Annotated in this window: 13 protein-coding genes and 3 tRNA genes; 14 read left to right on the plus strand and 2 right to left on the minus strand. The window is 37.6% G+C overall.

Features of this window, described 5'->3' with window-relative positions; all coding sequences use genetic code 11:
• Window positions 1–146 precede the first annotated feature (146 nt).
• The 4 genes from clpP to PVV70_RS08195 all read left to right on the plus strand — a co-directional run bounded on the left by clpP (window position 147) and on the right by PVV70_RS08195 (window position 5347).
• Entirely contained in the window at window positions 147–779 is a 633-nt protein-coding gene (clpP, locus tag PVV70_RS08180) for an ATP-dependent Clp endopeptidase proteolytic subunit ClpP (RefSeq protein ID WP_005773677.1), read from the plus strand.
• Between the two features lie 182 nt (window positions 780–961).
• A complete protein-coding gene (clpX, locus tag PVV70_RS08185) occupies window positions 962–2236 on the plus strand; it encodes an ATP-dependent Clp protease ATP-binding subunit ClpX (RefSeq protein ID WP_005773676.1) in 1275 nt (424 codons plus the stop codon).
• A gap of 182 nt (window positions 2237–2418) precedes the next feature.
• Window positions 2419–4845: an endopeptidase La gene (gene lon, locus PVV70_RS08190; RefSeq protein WP_273758771.1), complete on the plus strand. Its 2427-nt coding sequence runs from the start codon at window positions 2419–2421 to the stop codon at window positions 4843–4845.
• 223 nt (window positions 4846–5068) lie between these two features.
• Window positions 5069–5347 (plus strand): HU family DNA-binding protein, encoded by a 279-nt coding sequence (locus tag PVV70_RS08195; RefSeq protein ID WP_273758773.1) that lies wholly within the window; start codon window positions 5069–5071, stop codon window positions 5345–5347.
• Between the two features lie 1135 nt (window positions 5348–6482).
• Here PVV70_RS08195 and trmFO read toward each other — a convergent pair.
• Complete coding sequence (gene trmFO / locus PVV70_RS08200) at window positions 6483–7892, minus strand: methylenetetrahydrofolate--tRNA-(uracil(54)-C(5))-methyltransferase (FADH(2)-oxidizing) TrmFO (RefSeq protein ID WP_273758775.1); 1410 nt, start codon at window positions 7890–7892, stop codon at window positions 6483–6485.
• Between the two features lie 169 nt (window positions 7893–8061).
• Here trmFO and PVV70_RS08205 point away from each other — a divergent pair.
• From PVV70_RS08205 to PVV70_RS08235, 7 genes are all read left to right on the plus strand, one after another.
• Window positions 8062–8144, plus strand: a tRNA-Leu gene (locus tag PVV70_RS08205).
• Between the two features lie 134 nt (window positions 8145–8278).
• Window positions 8279–9712, plus strand: a complete 1434-nt coding sequence (tig, locus tag PVV70_RS08210; RefSeq protein ID WP_273758776.1) for a trigger factor — start codon at window positions 8279–8281, stop codon at window positions 9710–9712.
• Window positions 9713–9838: 126 nt separating this feature from the next.
• Entirely contained in the window at window positions 9839–11338 is a 1500-nt protein-coding gene (gatB, locus tag PVV70_RS08215; RefSeq protein ID WP_273758777.1) for an Asp-tRNA(Asn)/Glu-tRNA(Gln) amidotransferase subunit GatB, read from the plus strand.
• 180 nt (window positions 11339–11518) lie between these two features.
• The gene (locus PVV70_RS08220; protein WP_273758778.1) at window positions 11519–11917 is read left to right on the plus strand and encodes an NADH:ubiquinone oxidoreductase subunit NDUFA12; all 399 of its coding nucleotides are present in this window, start codon (window positions 11519–11521) and stop codon (window positions 11915–11917) included.
• 88 nt (window positions 11918–12005) lie between these two features.
• Window positions 12006–12431, plus strand: coding sequence for a DUF2155 domain-containing protein (locus PVV70_RS08225; RefSeq protein WP_273758790.1), 426 nt, complete (start codon window positions 12006–12008; stop codon window positions 12429–12431).
• 1210 nt (window positions 12432–13641) lie between these two features.
• Window positions 13642–14031: a VOC family protein gene (locus PVV70_RS08230; RefSeq protein WP_273758779.1), complete on the plus strand. Its 390-nt coding sequence runs from the start codon at window positions 13642–13644 to the stop codon at window positions 14029–14031.
• A gap of 1565 nt (window positions 14032–15596) precedes the next feature.
• Window positions 15597–16328 carry a rhomboid family intramembrane serine protease gene (locus tag PVV70_RS08235; RefSeq protein ID WP_273758780.1) on the plus strand — a complete coding sequence of 244 codons (732 nt, stop codon included), beginning with the start codon at window positions 15597–15599 and terminating at the stop codon, window positions 16326–16328.
• On the opposite strand, the gene PVV70_RS08240 is transcribed toward PVV70_RS08235, so the two are convergent.
• On the minus strand, window positions 16325–17155 hold the full coding sequence (locus tag PVV70_RS08240; protein WP_273758781.1) for an RNA methyltransferase: 831 nt from the start codon (window positions 17153–17155) through the stop codon (window positions 16325–16327). The two genes, PVV70_RS08235 and PVV70_RS08240, sit on opposite strands and share 4 nt — an antisense overlap.
• Before the next feature lie 205 nt (window positions 17156–17360).
• Between PVV70_RS08240 and PVV70_RS08245 the strand changes: the two genes are divergently transcribed.
• From PVV70_RS08245 to PVV70_RS08255, 3 genes are all read left to right on the plus strand, one after another.
• A tRNA-Tyr gene (locus tag PVV70_RS08245) sits at window positions 17361–17444 on the plus strand.
• Window positions 17445–17476: 32 nt separating this feature from the next.
• Window positions 17477–17550: transfer RNA gene (locus tag PVV70_RS08250), tRNA-Gly, on the plus strand.
• Window positions 17551–17738: 188 nt separating this feature from the next.
• The coding region (locus PVV70_RS08255; RefSeq protein ID WP_244455647.1) for a GTP-binding protein at window positions 17739–17865 on the plus strand (127 nt) is incomplete at its 3' end.

Below are 17865 nucleotides of genomic sequence, written 5' to 3' on the forward strand. Positions count from 1 at the left end.
GTTATTATCGCTATTTTAACCATTGGGATTTTAGTCTATCCTAAACAGCTCTTGATTGTCGCTTGCCCAAGAGAGTAATATGAGCCTATGGATAAAAATATTGAATGTGTAAAAAGCGATTGGTATATGACAAGGAAAGTAAAAATATGAGTGATCCAATGAAAACAGCATTAAGCCTTGTACCTATGGTTATTGAGCAAACCAATCGTGGTGAACGGGCCTATGATATTTTTTCTCGTCTTTTAAAGGAGCGGATTATTTTTATTAATGGTCCTGTTGAAGATGGTATGGCAATGCTTGTTTGTGCACAATTACTTTTCTTGGAAGCAGAAAATCCTAAAAAAGAAATTAGTCTTTATATTAATTCTCCAGGGGGTGTTGTGACATCTGGTATGGCTATTTATGATACTATGCAGTTTATTCGTCCTCCTGTTTCTACACTCTGCATGGGACAGGCGGCATCTATGGGATCATTATTGTTAACAGCGGGAGCAAAAGGTCATCGTTTTACATTGCCCAATGCGCGTATTATGGTGCATCAACCATCTGGTGGTTTTCAAGGTCAGGCTTCAGATATTGAGCGACATGCACAAGATATTATAAAGATGAAACGGCGCTTAAATGAAATTTATGTTCAACATACAGGTCAAGATTACGAGGTTATTGAGAGAACGCTTGATCGCGATCATTTTATGACAGCAGAAGAAGCAAAAGCGTTTGGTTTAGTTGATGATGTTATACAGTATCGTGCAGAAACTGAAAAAGAAGAAAAAGATTAAGAATTTTTATAGAAAAAACAGCTACTTTAATTAAAGAGTTTTATAAAATATCGCAAAAATTAAGAGAAACACCTAAAAATATTGAGACATTCATGGTTTTCTATATGTCTTTTAGTTTTCATGATGAAAAGCTTTCTTTGAAAAGGCGAAGTATTCATATATCGTGGTGAAAGGAAAGAAAAATGAGCAAAATTAGCAATAGCGGGAACGAATCAAAAAATACTCTCTATTGCTCGTTCTGCGGCAAGAGTCAGCACGAGGTGCGTAAGCTCATTGCGGGGCCTACTGTATTTATCTGTGATGAATGTGTAGAGCTTTGCATGGATATTATTCGGGAAGAAAATAAGTCTTCTGGCGTTAAGGTGCGTGATGGAGTCCCTACTCCACAGGAAATTATATCCGTTCTTGATGATTATGTTATTGGTCAGCAGCATGCAAAGCGTGTTCTTTCTGTTGCAGTTCATAATCATTATAAACGGTTGGCGCATCAGTCTAAAAGCAGTGATATTGAGTTGGCTAAATCAAATATTCTTCTTGTTGGTCCAACGGGCTGCGGTAAAACTTATCTCGCACAAACATTAGCACGTATTATTGATGTCCCTTTTACGATGGCGGATGCGACCACTTTGACTGAAGCAGGTTATGTGGGTGAAGATGTTGAAAATATTATTTTAAAGCTTCTTCAAGCGGCGGATTATAATGTTGAACGTGCACAGCGTGGTATCGTTTATATTGATGAGGTCGATAAGATTTCTCGTAAGGCTGACAATCCTTCTATTACAAGAGATGTTTCTGGAGAAGGGGTTCAGCAAGCATTGCTAAAAATTATGGAAGGAACAATTGCTTCTGTTCCTCCACAAGGTGGACGTAAACATCCGCAACAAGAGTTTCTTCAGGTTGATACCACAAACATTTTATTCATTTGTGGAGGAGCTTTTGCAGGTTTAGAGCGGATTATTTCAGGGCGTGGTGAAAAAACTTCTATTGGTTTTTCTGCGACTGTTAAGGCTCCTGATGAACGTTGTGTTGGTGAAATTTTTCGCGATTTAGAGCCTGAAGATCTTATAAAGTTTGGTTTAATACCAGAGTTTATTGGGCGTCTTCCTATAGTCGCTACCTTAGAAGATTTAGACATTAACGCTCTCGTGCAAATTTTATCACAACCTAAAAATGCATTGGTAAAGCAATATCAGCGTCTTTTTGAAATGGAAAATGTTGAGTTAGCATTTCACGAAGATGCTTTACGCGCTATTGCGAAGAAAGCTATTGAACGTAAAACTGGTGCACGTGGTTTACGTTCAATTATGGAGAAGATCCTTCTTGAGACAATGTTTGAACTACCGGCTCTTGAAGGGGTTCAAGAAGTGGTTATTTCGAGCGATGTCGTTGATGGGAAAGCGCGTCCTCTTTATATTTACTCAGAACGTACAGAAGATAAAGAAAATGTATCAGCATGACATTGTGCGGTATATAATATAAAAAGTGGGTAAAACGGTATTTAATAGGCGTTTCTAATAATATCGTTATAATGCTTGATTTATGTGTTAGCAATTACCATTTCATGTATTGTGGAGAGCTGAGGTTTTCTAAGGGTGGGCTTGGTGTTATAGATAGCTCATAGGCTCCAGAAAGGAGAGTTATGCAATATATTGATGAAAAGACAGATGAAGTGAGAGATGGGGTTTATGCTGTTTTACCTCTTCGTGATATTGTTGTCTTCCCCCATATGATTGTTCCACTTTTTGTGGGCCGCGAAAAATCAATTCGTGCTCTTGAAGAAACGATGGCGGTTGATAAGCAAATACTGTTGGTGACACAAAAAAATGCTTCTGATGATGATCCAAAATCAGAGGATATTTATCATATTGGTACATTTGCAAATATTCTCCAGCTTTTAAAGCTTCCTGATGGCACTGTAAAGGTTTTGGTTGAAGGGACTGCACGTGCAAAAATTAGTCAATTTTCTTTAAGTGATGGTTATCATCAGGCTTTTGCAGCTGTTACAGAAGAGCCTAGAGAGGGTGATGTTGAGATTGAAGCTCTTTCAAGGTCGGTGATTGCTTATTTTGAAAACTATGTAAAGCTTAATAAAAAAATCTCTCCTGAAGTTGTCAATGCGATAGGCCAGATTGATAATCCTTCTAAGCTTGCTGATACGATTGCCTCTCATTTGATGATTAAACTTGCAGAAAAGCAGGAAATATTAGAGCTCTTACCTGTACGAGCCCGTCTTGAACGTGTTCTGTCTTTCATGGAAGGAGAAATTTCTGTTTTGCAGGTTGAAAAACGTATTCGTTCGCACGTTAAACGGCAAATGGAAAAAAACCAACGGGAATATTATCTCAATGAGCAAATGAAGGCGATTCAAAAAGAGTTAGGAGCAGGAGATGATAACCGCGATGAGCTCTCTGAATTAGAAGACCGTATTAAGAGTACAAAACTTTCCAAGGAAGCACAGGAAAAAGCTGGAGCAGAATTGAGAAAATTACGGAATATGTCTCCTATGTCTGCGGAAGCGACAGTTGTCCGTAACTATCTTGATTGGTTATTAGCAATGCCTTGGGGTAAAAAATCTAAGATTAAAAACAATTTAGATTTTGCTGAAAAGATCATGAATAATGAACATTTCGGTCTTGAAAAAGTTAAGGAAAGAATTATTGAGTATTTGGCTGTACAAAGTCGTGCGTCAAAGATAAAAGGTCCCATTATTTGTTTGTTAGGTCCTCCTGGTGTTGGAAAAACATCATTAGCGCGCTCTATTGCAAAGGCAACAGGGCGCGAATATGTTCGTATCTCGTTGGGAGGTGTGCGGGATGAAGCAGAAATTCGCGGACATCGTCGAACATATATTGGTTCGATGCCTGGGAAAATTATCCAGTCTATGAAAAAAGCAAAAAAATCTAATCCGCTTTTCTTGCTTGATGAAATTGATAAAATGGGACAAGATTTTCGTGGAGATCCTTCCTCTGCTTTATTAGAGGTTCTTGATCCAGAACAAAATGGGACCTTCATTGATCACTATTTGGAAGTTGAATATGATCTTTCTGATGTCATGTTTATCACAACTGCCAATACGCTTAATATTCCAAGTCCGTTAATGGATCGAATGGAGATTATTCGTATTGCTGGTTATACTGAATGTGAAAAAATGGAAATTGTTAAGCAGCATCTTTTACCAAAGGCACTCAAAGACCACTGTTTGTCTAAAAAAGAACTCAGCATTTCTGATGGAGCACTAAGATCGATTATTCAGTTTTACACACGTGAAGCAGGTGTTCGTAATCTTGAGCGTGAGCTCATGAAAATTGCCCGTAAATCTGTTACAAAAATTCTCAAAACGCATCAAAAATCTGTAAAAGTTACAGAAAGTAATCTCGATGATTTCTTGGGTGTTAAACGCTATCACTATAATCAGATTGAAGGAGAAAACCACATTGGTGTTGTGACAGGCCTTGCGTGGACAGAAGTGGGTGGAGAGTTATTGACCATTGAAGGTGTAATGATGCCCGGCAAAGGCAAGATGACTGTAACTGGAAATTTGCGTGATATTATGAAAGAGTCTATTTCCGCGGCAGCATCTTATGTACGTTCTCGTGCTGTTGATTTTGGGATCGAACCTCCACTTTTTGAAAAACGCGATATCCATGTTCATGTTCCAGAGGGGGCGACACCAAAAGATGGTCCATCTGCTGGGATTGCTATGGTGACAGCAATTGTTTCGGTCCTTACAGGGATCGCTGTGCATAAAGATATTGCAATGACTGGTGAAATTACTTTACGTGGACGTGTTTTACCGATTGGTGGATTAAAAGAAAAGCTCTTAGCTGCGCTTCGAGGAGGAATAAAAAAGGTACTTATTCCTGAAGAAAATGCAAAAGATTTGGTTGATATTCCTGACGATGTTAAAAATAATATGGAAATTATTCCGGTAAATCATGTGAGTGAAGTTTTGAAACACGCTTTGGTTCGTTTTCCTGACACTGTTGAGTGGAAAGAACCTTCTACAGTGGCTGTCCCTATTCGGTCAGAGAACAGCGATAGTGAAGGAATACAGATTGCACACTGATTCACTCATAACGGCATTTTTTTAGGTGTAGAAGGTGGTGTCGCGGTTATTATTTTGTTTTTTGTTGAAAAAAAGTGAAAAATTCCGTGAATAACTGTGATTATTGCTAAAAAAACAATGTTTTGGATAAAAATAAGACTTCTGTTTGCTGTACTTTTCAATAAACTGACCAATAACATGATTAGGTCATGTTGTCAGCTAATATAGGGAAAGGAAATATCTCATGAATAAAAGTGAATTGGTTAGTTCCGTTGCTGAAAAGGCAGGTGTTTCGAAAGTGCAAGCTGGTGCTGTTGTTGATGCTTTTATGGCTTCTGTAACAGAATCTTTGGCTTCAGGGGGGGATGTGCGTCTTCCAGGTTTTGGCACTTTTGAGGTTTCTCATCGTGCTGCGACAAAGGGGCGTAATCCTTCAACTGGCGCTGAAATTGATATTCCAGCACGTTCTGTACCCAAATTTTCTGCAGGAAAAAGCCTTAAAGAAGCAGTTAATAAAAAATAATTTAAACAACATTAAAAAAACCCGATTTATTTATAAGCGGGTTTTTTTTACAGATATTTTTAGACAGGGATATTATACACGTTTTTCATATAAAAATTTTGAGTCTTTGTACCATTTTTTCATTTCATGAATTGCATAAAATACCATAGGTGTGAAATATATATTTTTAGCCGTTTCAATAAATATTCCACTTTAATAAAGAGGCATTATATAGCTTATAAAGTAGGACGTTAACTTTTGTTATGTGGAAGGGCTAAAGTGTTCATTCAGAAACAGTGCTTATAAATATAAAACAAAAAAAATGCTTTGAAATGTATAAAGCCTACTAAACCACCTTTTCTGCTGAATAGAGGTGCATGTTGGGGCAATCATATTGTTTTCTTAGTTTTTATAATGTTTCGATCAGCTCGCGGCATTTGAGGCGGGTGCATAAAGGATAGTTTTATTCCTTTTTTAATAATTCTCTTAATTTACAACACTAACTTCGCTTGTGTGAGCCAGTGCTTAACTGACCAAATCACCTTTATTGACTGACTATAAGAAAGCCTGAAATAAAGGAATTTTACGATATTTAAGATAGAAAGAGATAAGTTGTTTATAAATCAATGTATTGTAAGTTTATTTTATAAAGCTGCTTTGTCATTTCAATATTGTGATTTTTCGTGGCATTTGAGATGGAAGAGATATATTCAGCTCTATTTTTATTTCACTTGTACCGTGCAAGTGAGTATTTTTTCCTCATCACACAAAAGTTAAACTGAGAGAGTTTCATAAATATTAAGAAATAAATTTAAAAAAAGATAAAAATTTCAATTATTAAATGATAGATAGAAAAAAATATTGATAGTAATAAAATACAGTATTATTTGTTTATTTTTTATCTATTTATTATCATAATATATCAATATAATTATTTTATTTTGCTGAAGTATATTAAACTGGTTATGGCGATAAAAAACTTTTCTCTAGTCAAAAATTATTTCATATTTTTTACATTATTAAATAAATGATGAAGTGTAGAACAGTGACTATTGATTGAGATAGCGTTTTAACAAGGCTTTAGAATGATTTTTTCGTGAGAACCATAGAGATCTATTCAGTAGAGGGGATGAGTGACGAATCATGTGTTTTTTTATCAACAGGAGCTCTTTGATTCTTTATTTGTTAACCACTGAATACAATCATTGAGAGCCCTTGCTGTTATAACTTGTTTTTTTGCTAATTTTTTTTCTTTACTTGGCAAGCGTTTTCCTGAATGTTTAAGAGAAACAATAGGGGGAAAGAGTCCAAAGTTGATATTCATTGGCTGAAAAGACTGTCTTTCTGCTTCTTCATCTATAATGTGACCCCCCGTAATATGATTCAAAAGAGCTCCGAATGCCGTGGTTAGTGGGGGGAGGCAAGGACAGTTGTGATGATATTCGGCAGCGGCAAAACGTCCAGCAAGAAGCCCTATAGCTGCTGATTCTACATAACCTTCACATCCAGTAATTTGTCCTGCAAAGCGGAGTTGTTTTTTTTGTTTTAAACGAAGGGTGTGATCAAGAATGATTGGAGAGTTGAGATAGGTATTGCGGTGAAGACCACCAAGACGTGCAAATTCTGCTTTTTCAAGACCGGGAATCATTCTAAAAATATGGACTTGTTCACCATGTTTCAATTTTGTTTGAAAGCCGACCATATTGTAAAGCGTTCCGAGTTTATTATCTTGGCGTAATTGAACGACAGCATAGGGTTTAACGGTAGGATTATGGGAATTGGTTAAGCCCATAGGTTTCATAGGACCGTGTCTTAAAGTTTCAAGTCCGCGCTCAGCCATAACTTCTATGGGGAGGCATCCATCAAAATAGGGCGTTTTTTCAAAGTTACGAAACTCTGTTTTTTCAGCATTTTTTAATGCTTCAACAAATGTTTTATATTGTTCTTTATTAAGGGGACAATTAAGATAATCTTTCCCTGTTCCCTCAGGCCCAATTTTATCATAGCGCGATTGATACCAACAAATATTCATATCAATACTATCGGTATGGATAATAGGTGCAATAGCATCAAAAAAAGAAAGAGCTTTTGCACCAGTTATTGCTTGTAGTTCTTGCGCAAGTGCAGGTGAGGTAAGGGGGCCCGTTGCAATGACAACATGTTGCCAATCCTTAGGAATCTCTTGAACTTCTTCACGTTTGATTGTTATAAGCGAATGGTTTTCAAGGGCTGATGTCACGGTTTTTGAAAATCCATCGCGGTCAACAGCAAGAGCACTCCCCGCGGGGACTTTGTTGGTATCAGCCGCTTTCATAATTAACGATTTTGCTAATCGCATTTCAGCATGTAAAAGTCCTACGGCATTTGTTGATGAATCATCAGAACGAAAGGAATTTGAACAAACCAGTTCTGCCAATTTATCGGTTTTATGGGCATCTGATTTTTTTTGGGGACGCATTTCATGCAAAACAACAGGAATTCCTGATTGAGCAATTTGCCAGCTTGCTTCACACCCCGCAAGACCGCCACCGATAATATGAATTGGAGTATCAAATGTCTTTAACATAGTTGACTTATTAGCGTAAGTCGCCGTGTATGAAAAGCATAGATTTTATTTTTGTTCTTTGTAAGAAAGACGTGTATTGAGTTTTTTTTAATATATTTGTTTGCTTTTTTTCTATAATTAATGGTATAGAAACGCCGCTTGTATAAGGTTATTAGCTTGCTAAGTTTGAGCGGATGTGGCGAAATTGGTAGACGCACCAGATTTAGGTTCTGGCGGGAGACCGTGGGGGTTCGAGTCCCTCCATCCGCACCAAAGCAATCCCTTAAGTGCTACGGATTTCTACGTATCTGGGATTCCGCTTCATGGTAATGTAACACTTGAAGTGTTAGAATGTAATGATGATTAGAGTGGGTTTATCCCTCTCCTTAGAAAAATGAAGGTGTTTAATGCAGGTTACCGAGACGCTTAATGAAGGACTGAAGCGCGAAATTAAGATCGTGGTTCCAGCGAAAGATTTAGAAGAAAAGTTGAATGAACGATTGGATGATACCAAGGGTAAAATCAAGCTTAATGGTTTCCGTCCTGGTAAAGTGCCGGGTGAGCATTTGCGAAAAATGTATGGTAAATCTTTCATGGCAGAGATTCTCAATGAGATACTCGCTGATGCTCCGCGTTCTGTTTTAGCGGATCGCAATGAACGTCCAGCGATGCAGCCGAAAATTGATATAGATGAAGATGAGAAAATTTTAGATGGAAAAGCCGATTTTACTTTTAGTTTAAAGTATGAAGTTTTACCAAAAATTGAAATTAAAGCCTTTGAGCATATTGAAGTTATCCGTGAAGTTGCAGCTATTCCTGAACAGGATATTGATGAGCAAGTCAATCGCGTTCTTTCTTCTACGCGTAATTATTCTCTAAAAGAGGGGGCTTCTGAAGAAGGTGATCGTATAACCATAGATTATCGAGGTAAGCTTGAGGGGGTTCCGTTTGAAGGTGGAGCGGATAATGATGCACAACTGATTCTTGGATCAAAACAATTTATTCCTGGTTTTGAAGAGCAATTGGTTGGTGTAAAAGCTGGAGATGCAAAGACGATTTCTGTTAAATTTCCGGATAATTACAGTGCAGCACATTTAGCAGGACGGGAAGCAGAGTTTGACATTACTGTCAAAGCTGTCTTTAGACCAGATGAATTAAAAATTGATGATGAGGCGGCGAAAAAAGTCGGTTTGGAATCTCTAGATCGCTTACGCGAGGTTGTTCGTGGACAGATTGAAAGTCAATATGGTTCAATGACCCGTCAAAAAGTTAAGCGTCAAATTCTTGATGCTTTAGATGCTGATTATAATTTTGAGATTCCTGAAGGACTTTTAGAAATTGAATTCAATAATATATGGGCTCAGGTTAGTGATGATTTGAAAAGGGCTGGGCGTAGTTTTGAGGACGAGGGTGTTACAGAAGAAAAGGCGCGGGAGGAATATCTTGTCCTTGCACAACGTCGTGTCCGTCTTGGCTTGGTGCTTTCTGAAATTGGAATGAAGGTTGGTGTTAAAGTTAGTGAGGATGAGCTAAAAGCAGCCGTTTTTGAGCAAGTTCGTCAATATCCTGGACAAGAAAAAGAGATTATGGACTTTTTCCGTAAGACTCCGGAAGCTGTTGAAAATCTACGTGCTCCGATTTTTGAAGAAAAGGTTATTGATCATTTGTTAGCACAGATAAAAGTCACAGATAAAGAAGTGACGATTGAAGAATTGATGAAAGAATATGATGAATTAGATGTCTCTGAAGAAAAGCCGGCAAAGAAAAAATCTGCTGTGAAAGAGAAAGAAAAATCTGCAGAGAAAGCATCGGCTAAGAAAAAGGCTCCTAAAAAAGCTTAATATTTACGCAAACAGAACGAGCCCGATAGAATCGGGTTTGATGTGCTATTATATTCTAAGCTTGCACTGTGAATGGTTTGAGATAAGCCATGAGATATGTTTTAAAATATTAGTAGTGGATTGGCAATGAACATCATTGATACGCGTACTCCTGATTCTAAGCGTTTTATTTCTGGCGTTACAGGTGATTGGGAAGTCATCATTGGCATGGAGGTTCATGCGCAAATCATATCAAATTCGAAACTTTTTTCAGGCGCATCAACCAAATTTGGTGCAGAGCCGAACAGTCATGTATCTCTTATTGATGCGGCTATGCCAGGGATGTTGCCTGTTCTTAATCAAGAATGTGTTCGTCAAGCAGTTCGAACAGGTTTGGGATTAAAAGCGCATATTAATTTAAAATCTGTTTTTGATCGGAAGAATTATTTTTATCCAGATTTACCGCAGGGATATCAGATTTCTCAGTTTCGCTATCCCATTGTAGGAGAGGGAAAAATTACCGTATCTGTTGGTCCAGATTCGAATGGCCAATTTGAGGATATCGAAATAGGAATTGAAAGATTACATCTTGAACAGGATGCTGGAAAATCGATGCATGATCAACATCCGACGATGTCTTTCGTGGATCTTAATCGCTCTGGTGTTGCGCTTATGGAAATTGTTTCCAAGCCTGATATGCGCTCATCAGATGAAGCTAAAGCCTATATGACAAAATTGCGTACGATTGTTCGTTATTTAGGGACTTGTGATGGCAATATGGATGAAGGGTCTATGCGCGCGGATGTTAATGTATCCGTTCGTCGTCCTGGTGAAGCTTTTGGCACGCGTTGTGAAATCAAAAATGTTAATTCTATTCGCTTCATTGGTCAAGCGATTGAGTATGAAGCGCGTCGTCAGATCGCAGTTTTAGAAGATGGAGGCGTCATAGAGCAAGAGACTCGGCTTTTTGATGCCACTAAAGGTGAAACTCGCTCTATGCGCTCAAAGGAAGAAGCGCATGATTATCGTTATTTTCCTGATCCTGATCTTTTACCATTAGAATTTGATCAAGCATTTGTGGATGCTTTGGCTGCTGATTTACCAGAATTGCCTGACGCTATAAAAGCACGTTTTGTTAAGGAAATGGGGTTGACAGTGTATGATGCTTCCATTCTTGTGACAGAAAAAGCTATTGCTGATTATTTTGAAGACGTTGCTCGTGGTCGTGATGGAAAAATAGTGGCCAATTGGGTGATTAATGATCTTTTAGGGGCTTTAAATAAAGATAATCGTGAAATTGAAGAGTCACCAGTATCGCCAAATCAATTGGGAAGCATTATTGATCTTATAAAAGAAGGTGTTATTTCTGGAAAAATAGCTAAAGATCTTTTTGAGATTATTTGGAATGAGGGGGGAGAACCACGCCAAGTTGTAGAAGAGCGCAATATGAAGCAGGTAACAGATACAAAGGCTATTGAAAGAGCTGTTGATGAGATCATTGCTAATAATTCTGATAAAGTTGCGCAAGCAAAACAAAAGCCTGCTTTAGCAGGTTGGTTTGTTGGACAGGTAATGAACGCAACAGGCGGCAAGGCAAATCCTCAAACTGTTAATGAATTAGTTAAGATAAAACTTGGCATAGATTAAATTTTATGGGGTGGAGAAGAATTTATAAATATGATATCTTCTCGAAATTAAGGGATAAAAGGTTATCCTATTAATTGGAGTTGTGCTGAATTGTCCGGTAATTTTTTCGGTCATTTCAAGCATTAATAGGTTCATTCCAGCGATTGATTTCATGAGCATACTGAAGAAATGGAATAGAAAATGGCTCGTTTTTTTAAGCAAATCTTTACTTGGTGGAATGGTAATACCATTGGTACGCGTTTTTTCACATGGCGCAAAGGTAAGCGGATAGGGGAAGATCAATTTGGAAATGTATATTATGAAGGGGGACTTCATAAGGATGGTTATCCGCACCGTTGGGTTATTTATAAAGACTATTCTGAACCTTCTACTATTCCACCAGGTTGGCATGGCTGGATTCATCATCGCTGTGAGTGTCCACCAACACAGGAGAATTATCATCCCTATGAATGGGAAAAGCCGCACGTTGCAAATATGACAGGAACAAGTGAGACCTATCGACCAAAGGGGGCTATTCCTTACAATGACGAGCTTTCTTGTATCCGTGAAGATTATGATGCGTGGTCACCTAAAAAATAAAATGTTTTAATGGGTGCGTGTATTTTTGTCTTATTTGGCTCTACGTTATAACAAGATTTATTTTTAAGGTGCGATTGGTTTTGATATGATGAGGTTTTTTTTATTGTTGAGGTTGAGGGATTTTATATATATTTTTTTAATAGGAATTTTAGTGTTTTTATCCTTAAATAGTTGGGGACAGGCTGAACGTATTAGCAATGGAATTGCTGTATTTGCAGGCCTTGATAAAATCACGGGGCGGACGACGCGTTTTGAAGTTTCTCTTGGTGAAGTTTATCAGTATGGTGCATTACAGGTAACACCTCGTGCTTGTTATACGAGCTCTAAAGATGAACCAACGCGTACAACAGGTTTTGTTGAAGTCAATGAAGTAACATTAGATAAAAAAATACGACGTATTTTCACAGGCTGGATGTTTGCAGATAGTCCTGGTTTGAACGCTGTTGAGCATCCTATTTATGATGTGTGGTTAAAAGATTGCAAGCAGAACTCTCAAAACTCACCTCTTCAGTAATAGTGTGTTATCTATTGTTAATACATTGATTTGTAATGATAGTTTATCATTTTCAACGTGGAATGAGAGGTTTGGATTCCTATGGTTTTCTCATTTCATACTTTCTTATAATTAAAACAATCAAAAATATTTCTTTACACGTTGAAGTGTTGGATGTGTGGATAAGACTGTTTAAGATAAGGAATGAAATCTTTCTCATAAATCGTCTAAATTCAATGATTTATCATTAAAATCAACTTATTGTTTTTCGAATGTTCTATAAAAGATGTTGCTAAACTTTTATTCTCGTTATGATATCGTTGTTTCATTCAAAGGGTGGGTAGAAGAAATTCAAGCGATATTGTTGGAACAGTTGAGATTTAAGATTATTAAAGGCCTTAATTGAAGTTTCAGCGTGATTAAAGAATGTAACAATCGGTAGATTTTTGGTAAGAAGCAACATTTATGTATTTTGCATTTTATTATAAGGAGCACAACGCAATGACTATAAAAATACCTTATTTACACAATTGGCGCACGCGCGATACAATTTGAATTCTCCTTTTCATATTTGTCGATAGTTTAGGCACAGCGCTGGTGTTACCTTTACGCTCTAGCCTCTTATCAGCGGAGCTTGAACTGAGCCCCTTGTGAACAATTGGGTTTTTGCACCAACCATGCTTATTTTCCTGTATAGTATAACATTAGCAGCTTATGCCAGCACTATGGTCGTTGGTACTTTTCTCTTTGGATAGTTCTCTGATAAAATAGGCCGTACGCGAGCGCTCTTTCGTGCTATTTATTTTAGGCACTCTTATTGGCTATACTATTTGCGATGCTGCCATTATGTTACAAAATATTGAGTTTTTTATACGTGGCGCAAATTCAACCGTATATTGAGATGTACCCCTATATGTAAGGTTAGAAACTATAACATATCTGCGCTATAGACCCATCGACTACACAGCAGACGTTCTACTCACTAAATCTTGGCTTTATACGATATGGCTAAGTATTTACCTACCCACAGAACGCTTATTGCAGTACTGGGCCAGTGCAAGAGTTTCTTTGAGAGCCTCATAGCAGTGGTTTCGATATTTTAGCATATAACAATAAAAGAATAAAAACATATAAGTAAAGCATATCCGAACGGAAAAATCACAAACTCTTGTTGAAATATTCTCTATTAGGTATATCATGTCAGAAAGCCGCTATTAAACATGGAGAATTTATGAGTAACATCCCTACTTATTCTGTCACCCCAAACCTACAGTTAGTATACGTATCAAATGTAGAACATTCTACCGCTTTTTACAAATTCATCTTCAAGAAAGAGCCTGTATTCATCTCGCCACGCTATGTTGCATTTGCTTCTTCAGGTGATGCACTCTTCGCGCTCTGGTCGGGGGGTGACGCACCTAAGGAAAATGTGCCTCGTTTTTCAGAAATCGGCATTATGTTGCCTACTGGAGAAGATGTAGATAAACTCTATGCGGAATGGCAAGAGCAAACCACCGTTGAGATAAATGTCTTGAAGGAACCGTATACTGACATATTTGGACGTACCTTCCTCATCAAAGATCCCGACGGCCATATTATTCGTGTTTGTCCACTGGATTAAAAAGTCCTAGACTTGATCTTTAATCCCCTGAATTATGATAATTTTCTGCTTCCAAAACCTATAAGCTATGCACGCTAGAGGTTTATTGGCTTTAGGGTTAGTTGATGTTACAATGCTTGCCTCTAAATCAGATCTTCTCCAATTTGCAACTCTAGATGAATTAAGCCAAATGAGGTATGCGCCTAGTTTCACTCGTATCACCCTTTGATTAGGGAAAGCTGGGAATCAGACCGCTTGTTTGTGAAAACCTTTATGCGCACTAGGACAAAAACTATGCGATCGGTCTTTCATCCTATATTCGCTTTCTTCAGCTTAAAGACAAAATGGCAAAAATTTAAATGCTTTGCAGCAACCATAGTTCAACCTTTACTATTTTACAGAAAATTTTTAAAAAATGGTACTGTGCTTAGGTAATGGTTGATAATTTATATAATAATTTTAAGCAGATAATTCAAGACACTGAAAGTGGACTCTACGCTTTTTCAACGAAGCAGATTAAGTACGGCTGCAAAACACATATGCGATCAAGCCAGCAGATCGTGCTAATTAGAACCCTGAGAAGTTTTAAGGCTGTTTTTGCTAAAATTGCTCATTAGTTTAAAGTTCTGCCTGAAAAAATAAAAGATCTATAAAGAAAATTGATTTCCCTGACTGTATAAAATACTTTTTAATAGACACAACTAACGGTGTAAGACGTGCAAAAGACGTGGTTTAGACGGTAAAGGAATAATAAATAGATTATATTGAAGATTTTGCGATGCCTAAAATCAATCGCAATTGCCAGTTTAGTGCTGTAAGCAGCATATTTGTGCTACAAATGTCCGATGCTCTCAGGTTCATCAGCGGACGCACTCACAACCGCAGAAAGGGCATACTTACTCTCAATTGTGCAAAGAAAGAAGACGATAACAAATGAATTTCTAGCTCGTGATCTCATCTCCCATGGACTATAAGCTAATGCGTAGAGCACAGACCCAATCGGCATATAATAACTGTATACGGTTGTCACCAATCCAGATAATAAAAAAAACAGCTAACGAAAAAGTGTTTATATCTTGGTGATGCCACTTCCGTTCGCAACCCTGATGATCGCAAAGTAGCTTTTACTCGTTTGAAAAGCATAAAGCAGAATTCATTACCTGTAAGATGCTTTTTTTGAAGTTCTACGCGATTCTGAACGAGAAGATTATTGATCATTTTCACTAAAATTTTTAGATGGAAGATATTTAAAGCCACTATACTAACACACGGTTTATAGCTAACTAAGAGCCAGCAAATGTTATCAAGAGAAGAGTACTTCATAAGTAAATTTGTTTATTCGTAAATTCGTGTATATTGCATGACAAACGTCACATTTAAATAAATAGAATGATTACACATTTTGTCTTGATATCTATGCTTTTTTAAATATTTTTTATACGATACCTGTATTTTTACGGTGAGTTATTAAAAATTTAAAAATCGGAATCAAGAAGATTTAAGTCTAAAAGATTCCTTATCCAAGACAAATATATTTATTTTGTGTAAAAAATAATCCATTCTCTAAAGAATACGAGTTTTATACAGTGAAAGTTTCTAATTACCGCTATAATGATGGTTCCCGATTACCAAAACAACCTAAAGAACCTTTATTGAAGGTTCCATTTATTATTGTTGTTTTGATAGCATTTTGTTTTTGTCTTTATTGCATTCCACAGTATTTTTTTTCTCATCAGTTTTATGTTGAAAGTCTTGAGTTTTTTTCATTTACACCAGCATTGTTTAAGAGGGATCCTGTGGCATTTTATTACACCATGGTGAGTTATTCATTTATGCATGGAAGTTTTAAACATGTCGCTTTTAATATGGTTTGGCTTTTAGTTTTTGGCTCTCCTTTAGTAAGGCATTTTGGTGTTTTACGTTTTTTAATTTTTTGGGTATTAACGGCAGTTATTTCTGTTTTGACTTATTTTATATTTCATCAAGAAAGTATCATATCACTTGTTGGAGCGTCAGGTGTTGTATCTGGAATGATGGGGGCTATCGCACGTTATGGTTTTCCCAGCGGTTATTTAGGTGTCAATGCGCAAAACGAAAAACCTTTGGGGACTTTATTATCCATCAAAAAAGCCCTTTGTTCCAAGGGCGTACTTATTTATATAAGTGTATGGTTGGCGGCTGATTTTATCATAGGTATTTCTTCGGTTCTGTTTGAAGAAAATGGTATCTCAATAGCATGGGAAGCACATATTGGCGGGTTTCTTACGGGTTTTTTGTTGGTTGGCTTTTTTGATGTTTTACAAAAAATCAAAAGCTAGAATCTAAGATATTTATGCGCCACATAAAGCGCTATTGTTGCTGCGTTTGAAACATTTAATGATTTAATATTTCCAGGCATATCAAGGCGCGCTAGAGCGCAAACGGTTTCACGTGTTTTTTTTCGTAAGCCTTTCCCTTCTGCTCCTAAAACAAGAGCAATTTTATTCCCTGTTAATGTTGTTTCTAGAGGTTGATCTCCTTCTGAATCGAGACCAAAGCTTGTAAAACCTGTTTGGTGGAGCTCTTGAAGAGTTTCAGCGAGGTTTCGTACGGTAATATAATGAATCATTTCCAAAGCCCCTGATGCCGCTTTCGCAAGAACGCCGCTTTCGTGGGGAGAGTGACGGCAAGTAGTAATAAGTGCTTTAGCTTTAAACGCAACGGCAGAGCGCATAATAGCGCCAACATTATGTGGATCAGTAATTTGATCCATGACAATGACCAGATCAGTATTGGTTAATTCCGATAGTTTGCATGGTTTGAGAGGAGAGGTTTCCAAAACAACCCCTTGATGAACTGCCTCACTTCCAACCAGCGAATCAAGATATTTGGGGGCGCATAATTTAACAGGGCAAGGATAATCTGATTCGGATATATTGAATCTTTTTAAGGCATTTTGTGTAACGTACAGACATTTAAAAATTCTTTTTGGGTTTTTTAAAGCAGCCTGAACGGCATGAATGCCATAAAGATGGATTATCCCTTGCTGTAAAGAAGCAGCTCCCTTCTTCAGATTTGTGGAAGATCGAGAAGGAGAGCCTTTCGTATCCCGATATCGGCGACGTAAACGAGCATAATGAGAATTTTGTGATGTTTTTTCTTTCATAACTTCTTTATAGCGTTTTAATAAGAAAAAGTGCTAGAAAAAATCTATGATTTAAAAATATGAGCAGGAAATTTGTACAGAATTGTATTTATTCTGTTGACAGATACAATCGTAATCGTCATAACCACTTCGCAATCAGATTGAATTGAATGGGTGTTCAAGATGATTGTCGTGATGCCTCATCGCGCAACTTTGCCGGTGTAATGGAGGGGTGCCCGAGTGGTTAAAGGGGGCGGACTGTAAATCCGTTGCGTATGCTACGTTGGTTCGAATCCAACCCCCTCCACCATTCATCGCAGGAGAGTTAGTACGTGGGTTCATGCGGGTATAGCTCAATGGTAGAGCAGCAGCCTTCCAAGCTGAATACGCGGGTTCGATTCCCGCTACCCGCTCCAAATGGTTGTTGATGATTAGGCAAGTAGGTGTAATGGAAAATATTCCATTATTCAAAGTGGGCGGGATTTTCCGTCTAAGGTTAAGAGTTGTGGTGATTGGGCTTGTGTACGGTCCAGTTGAATTCAGTTCTGCGGGCCTGTTTCTAGGTGCTAACAAAGATAGAGAATAAAATAAGAGATTAATAGCGATGGCGAAGAGCAAGTTTGAACGAACGAAACCGCATGTTAATATAGGTACGATTGGTCACGTTGATCATGGGAAGACTTCATTGACAGCAGCGATTACGAAGTTTTTTGGTGAGTTTAAAGCATATG

The organism is Bartonella sp. AU55XJBT (assembly GCF_028618525.1).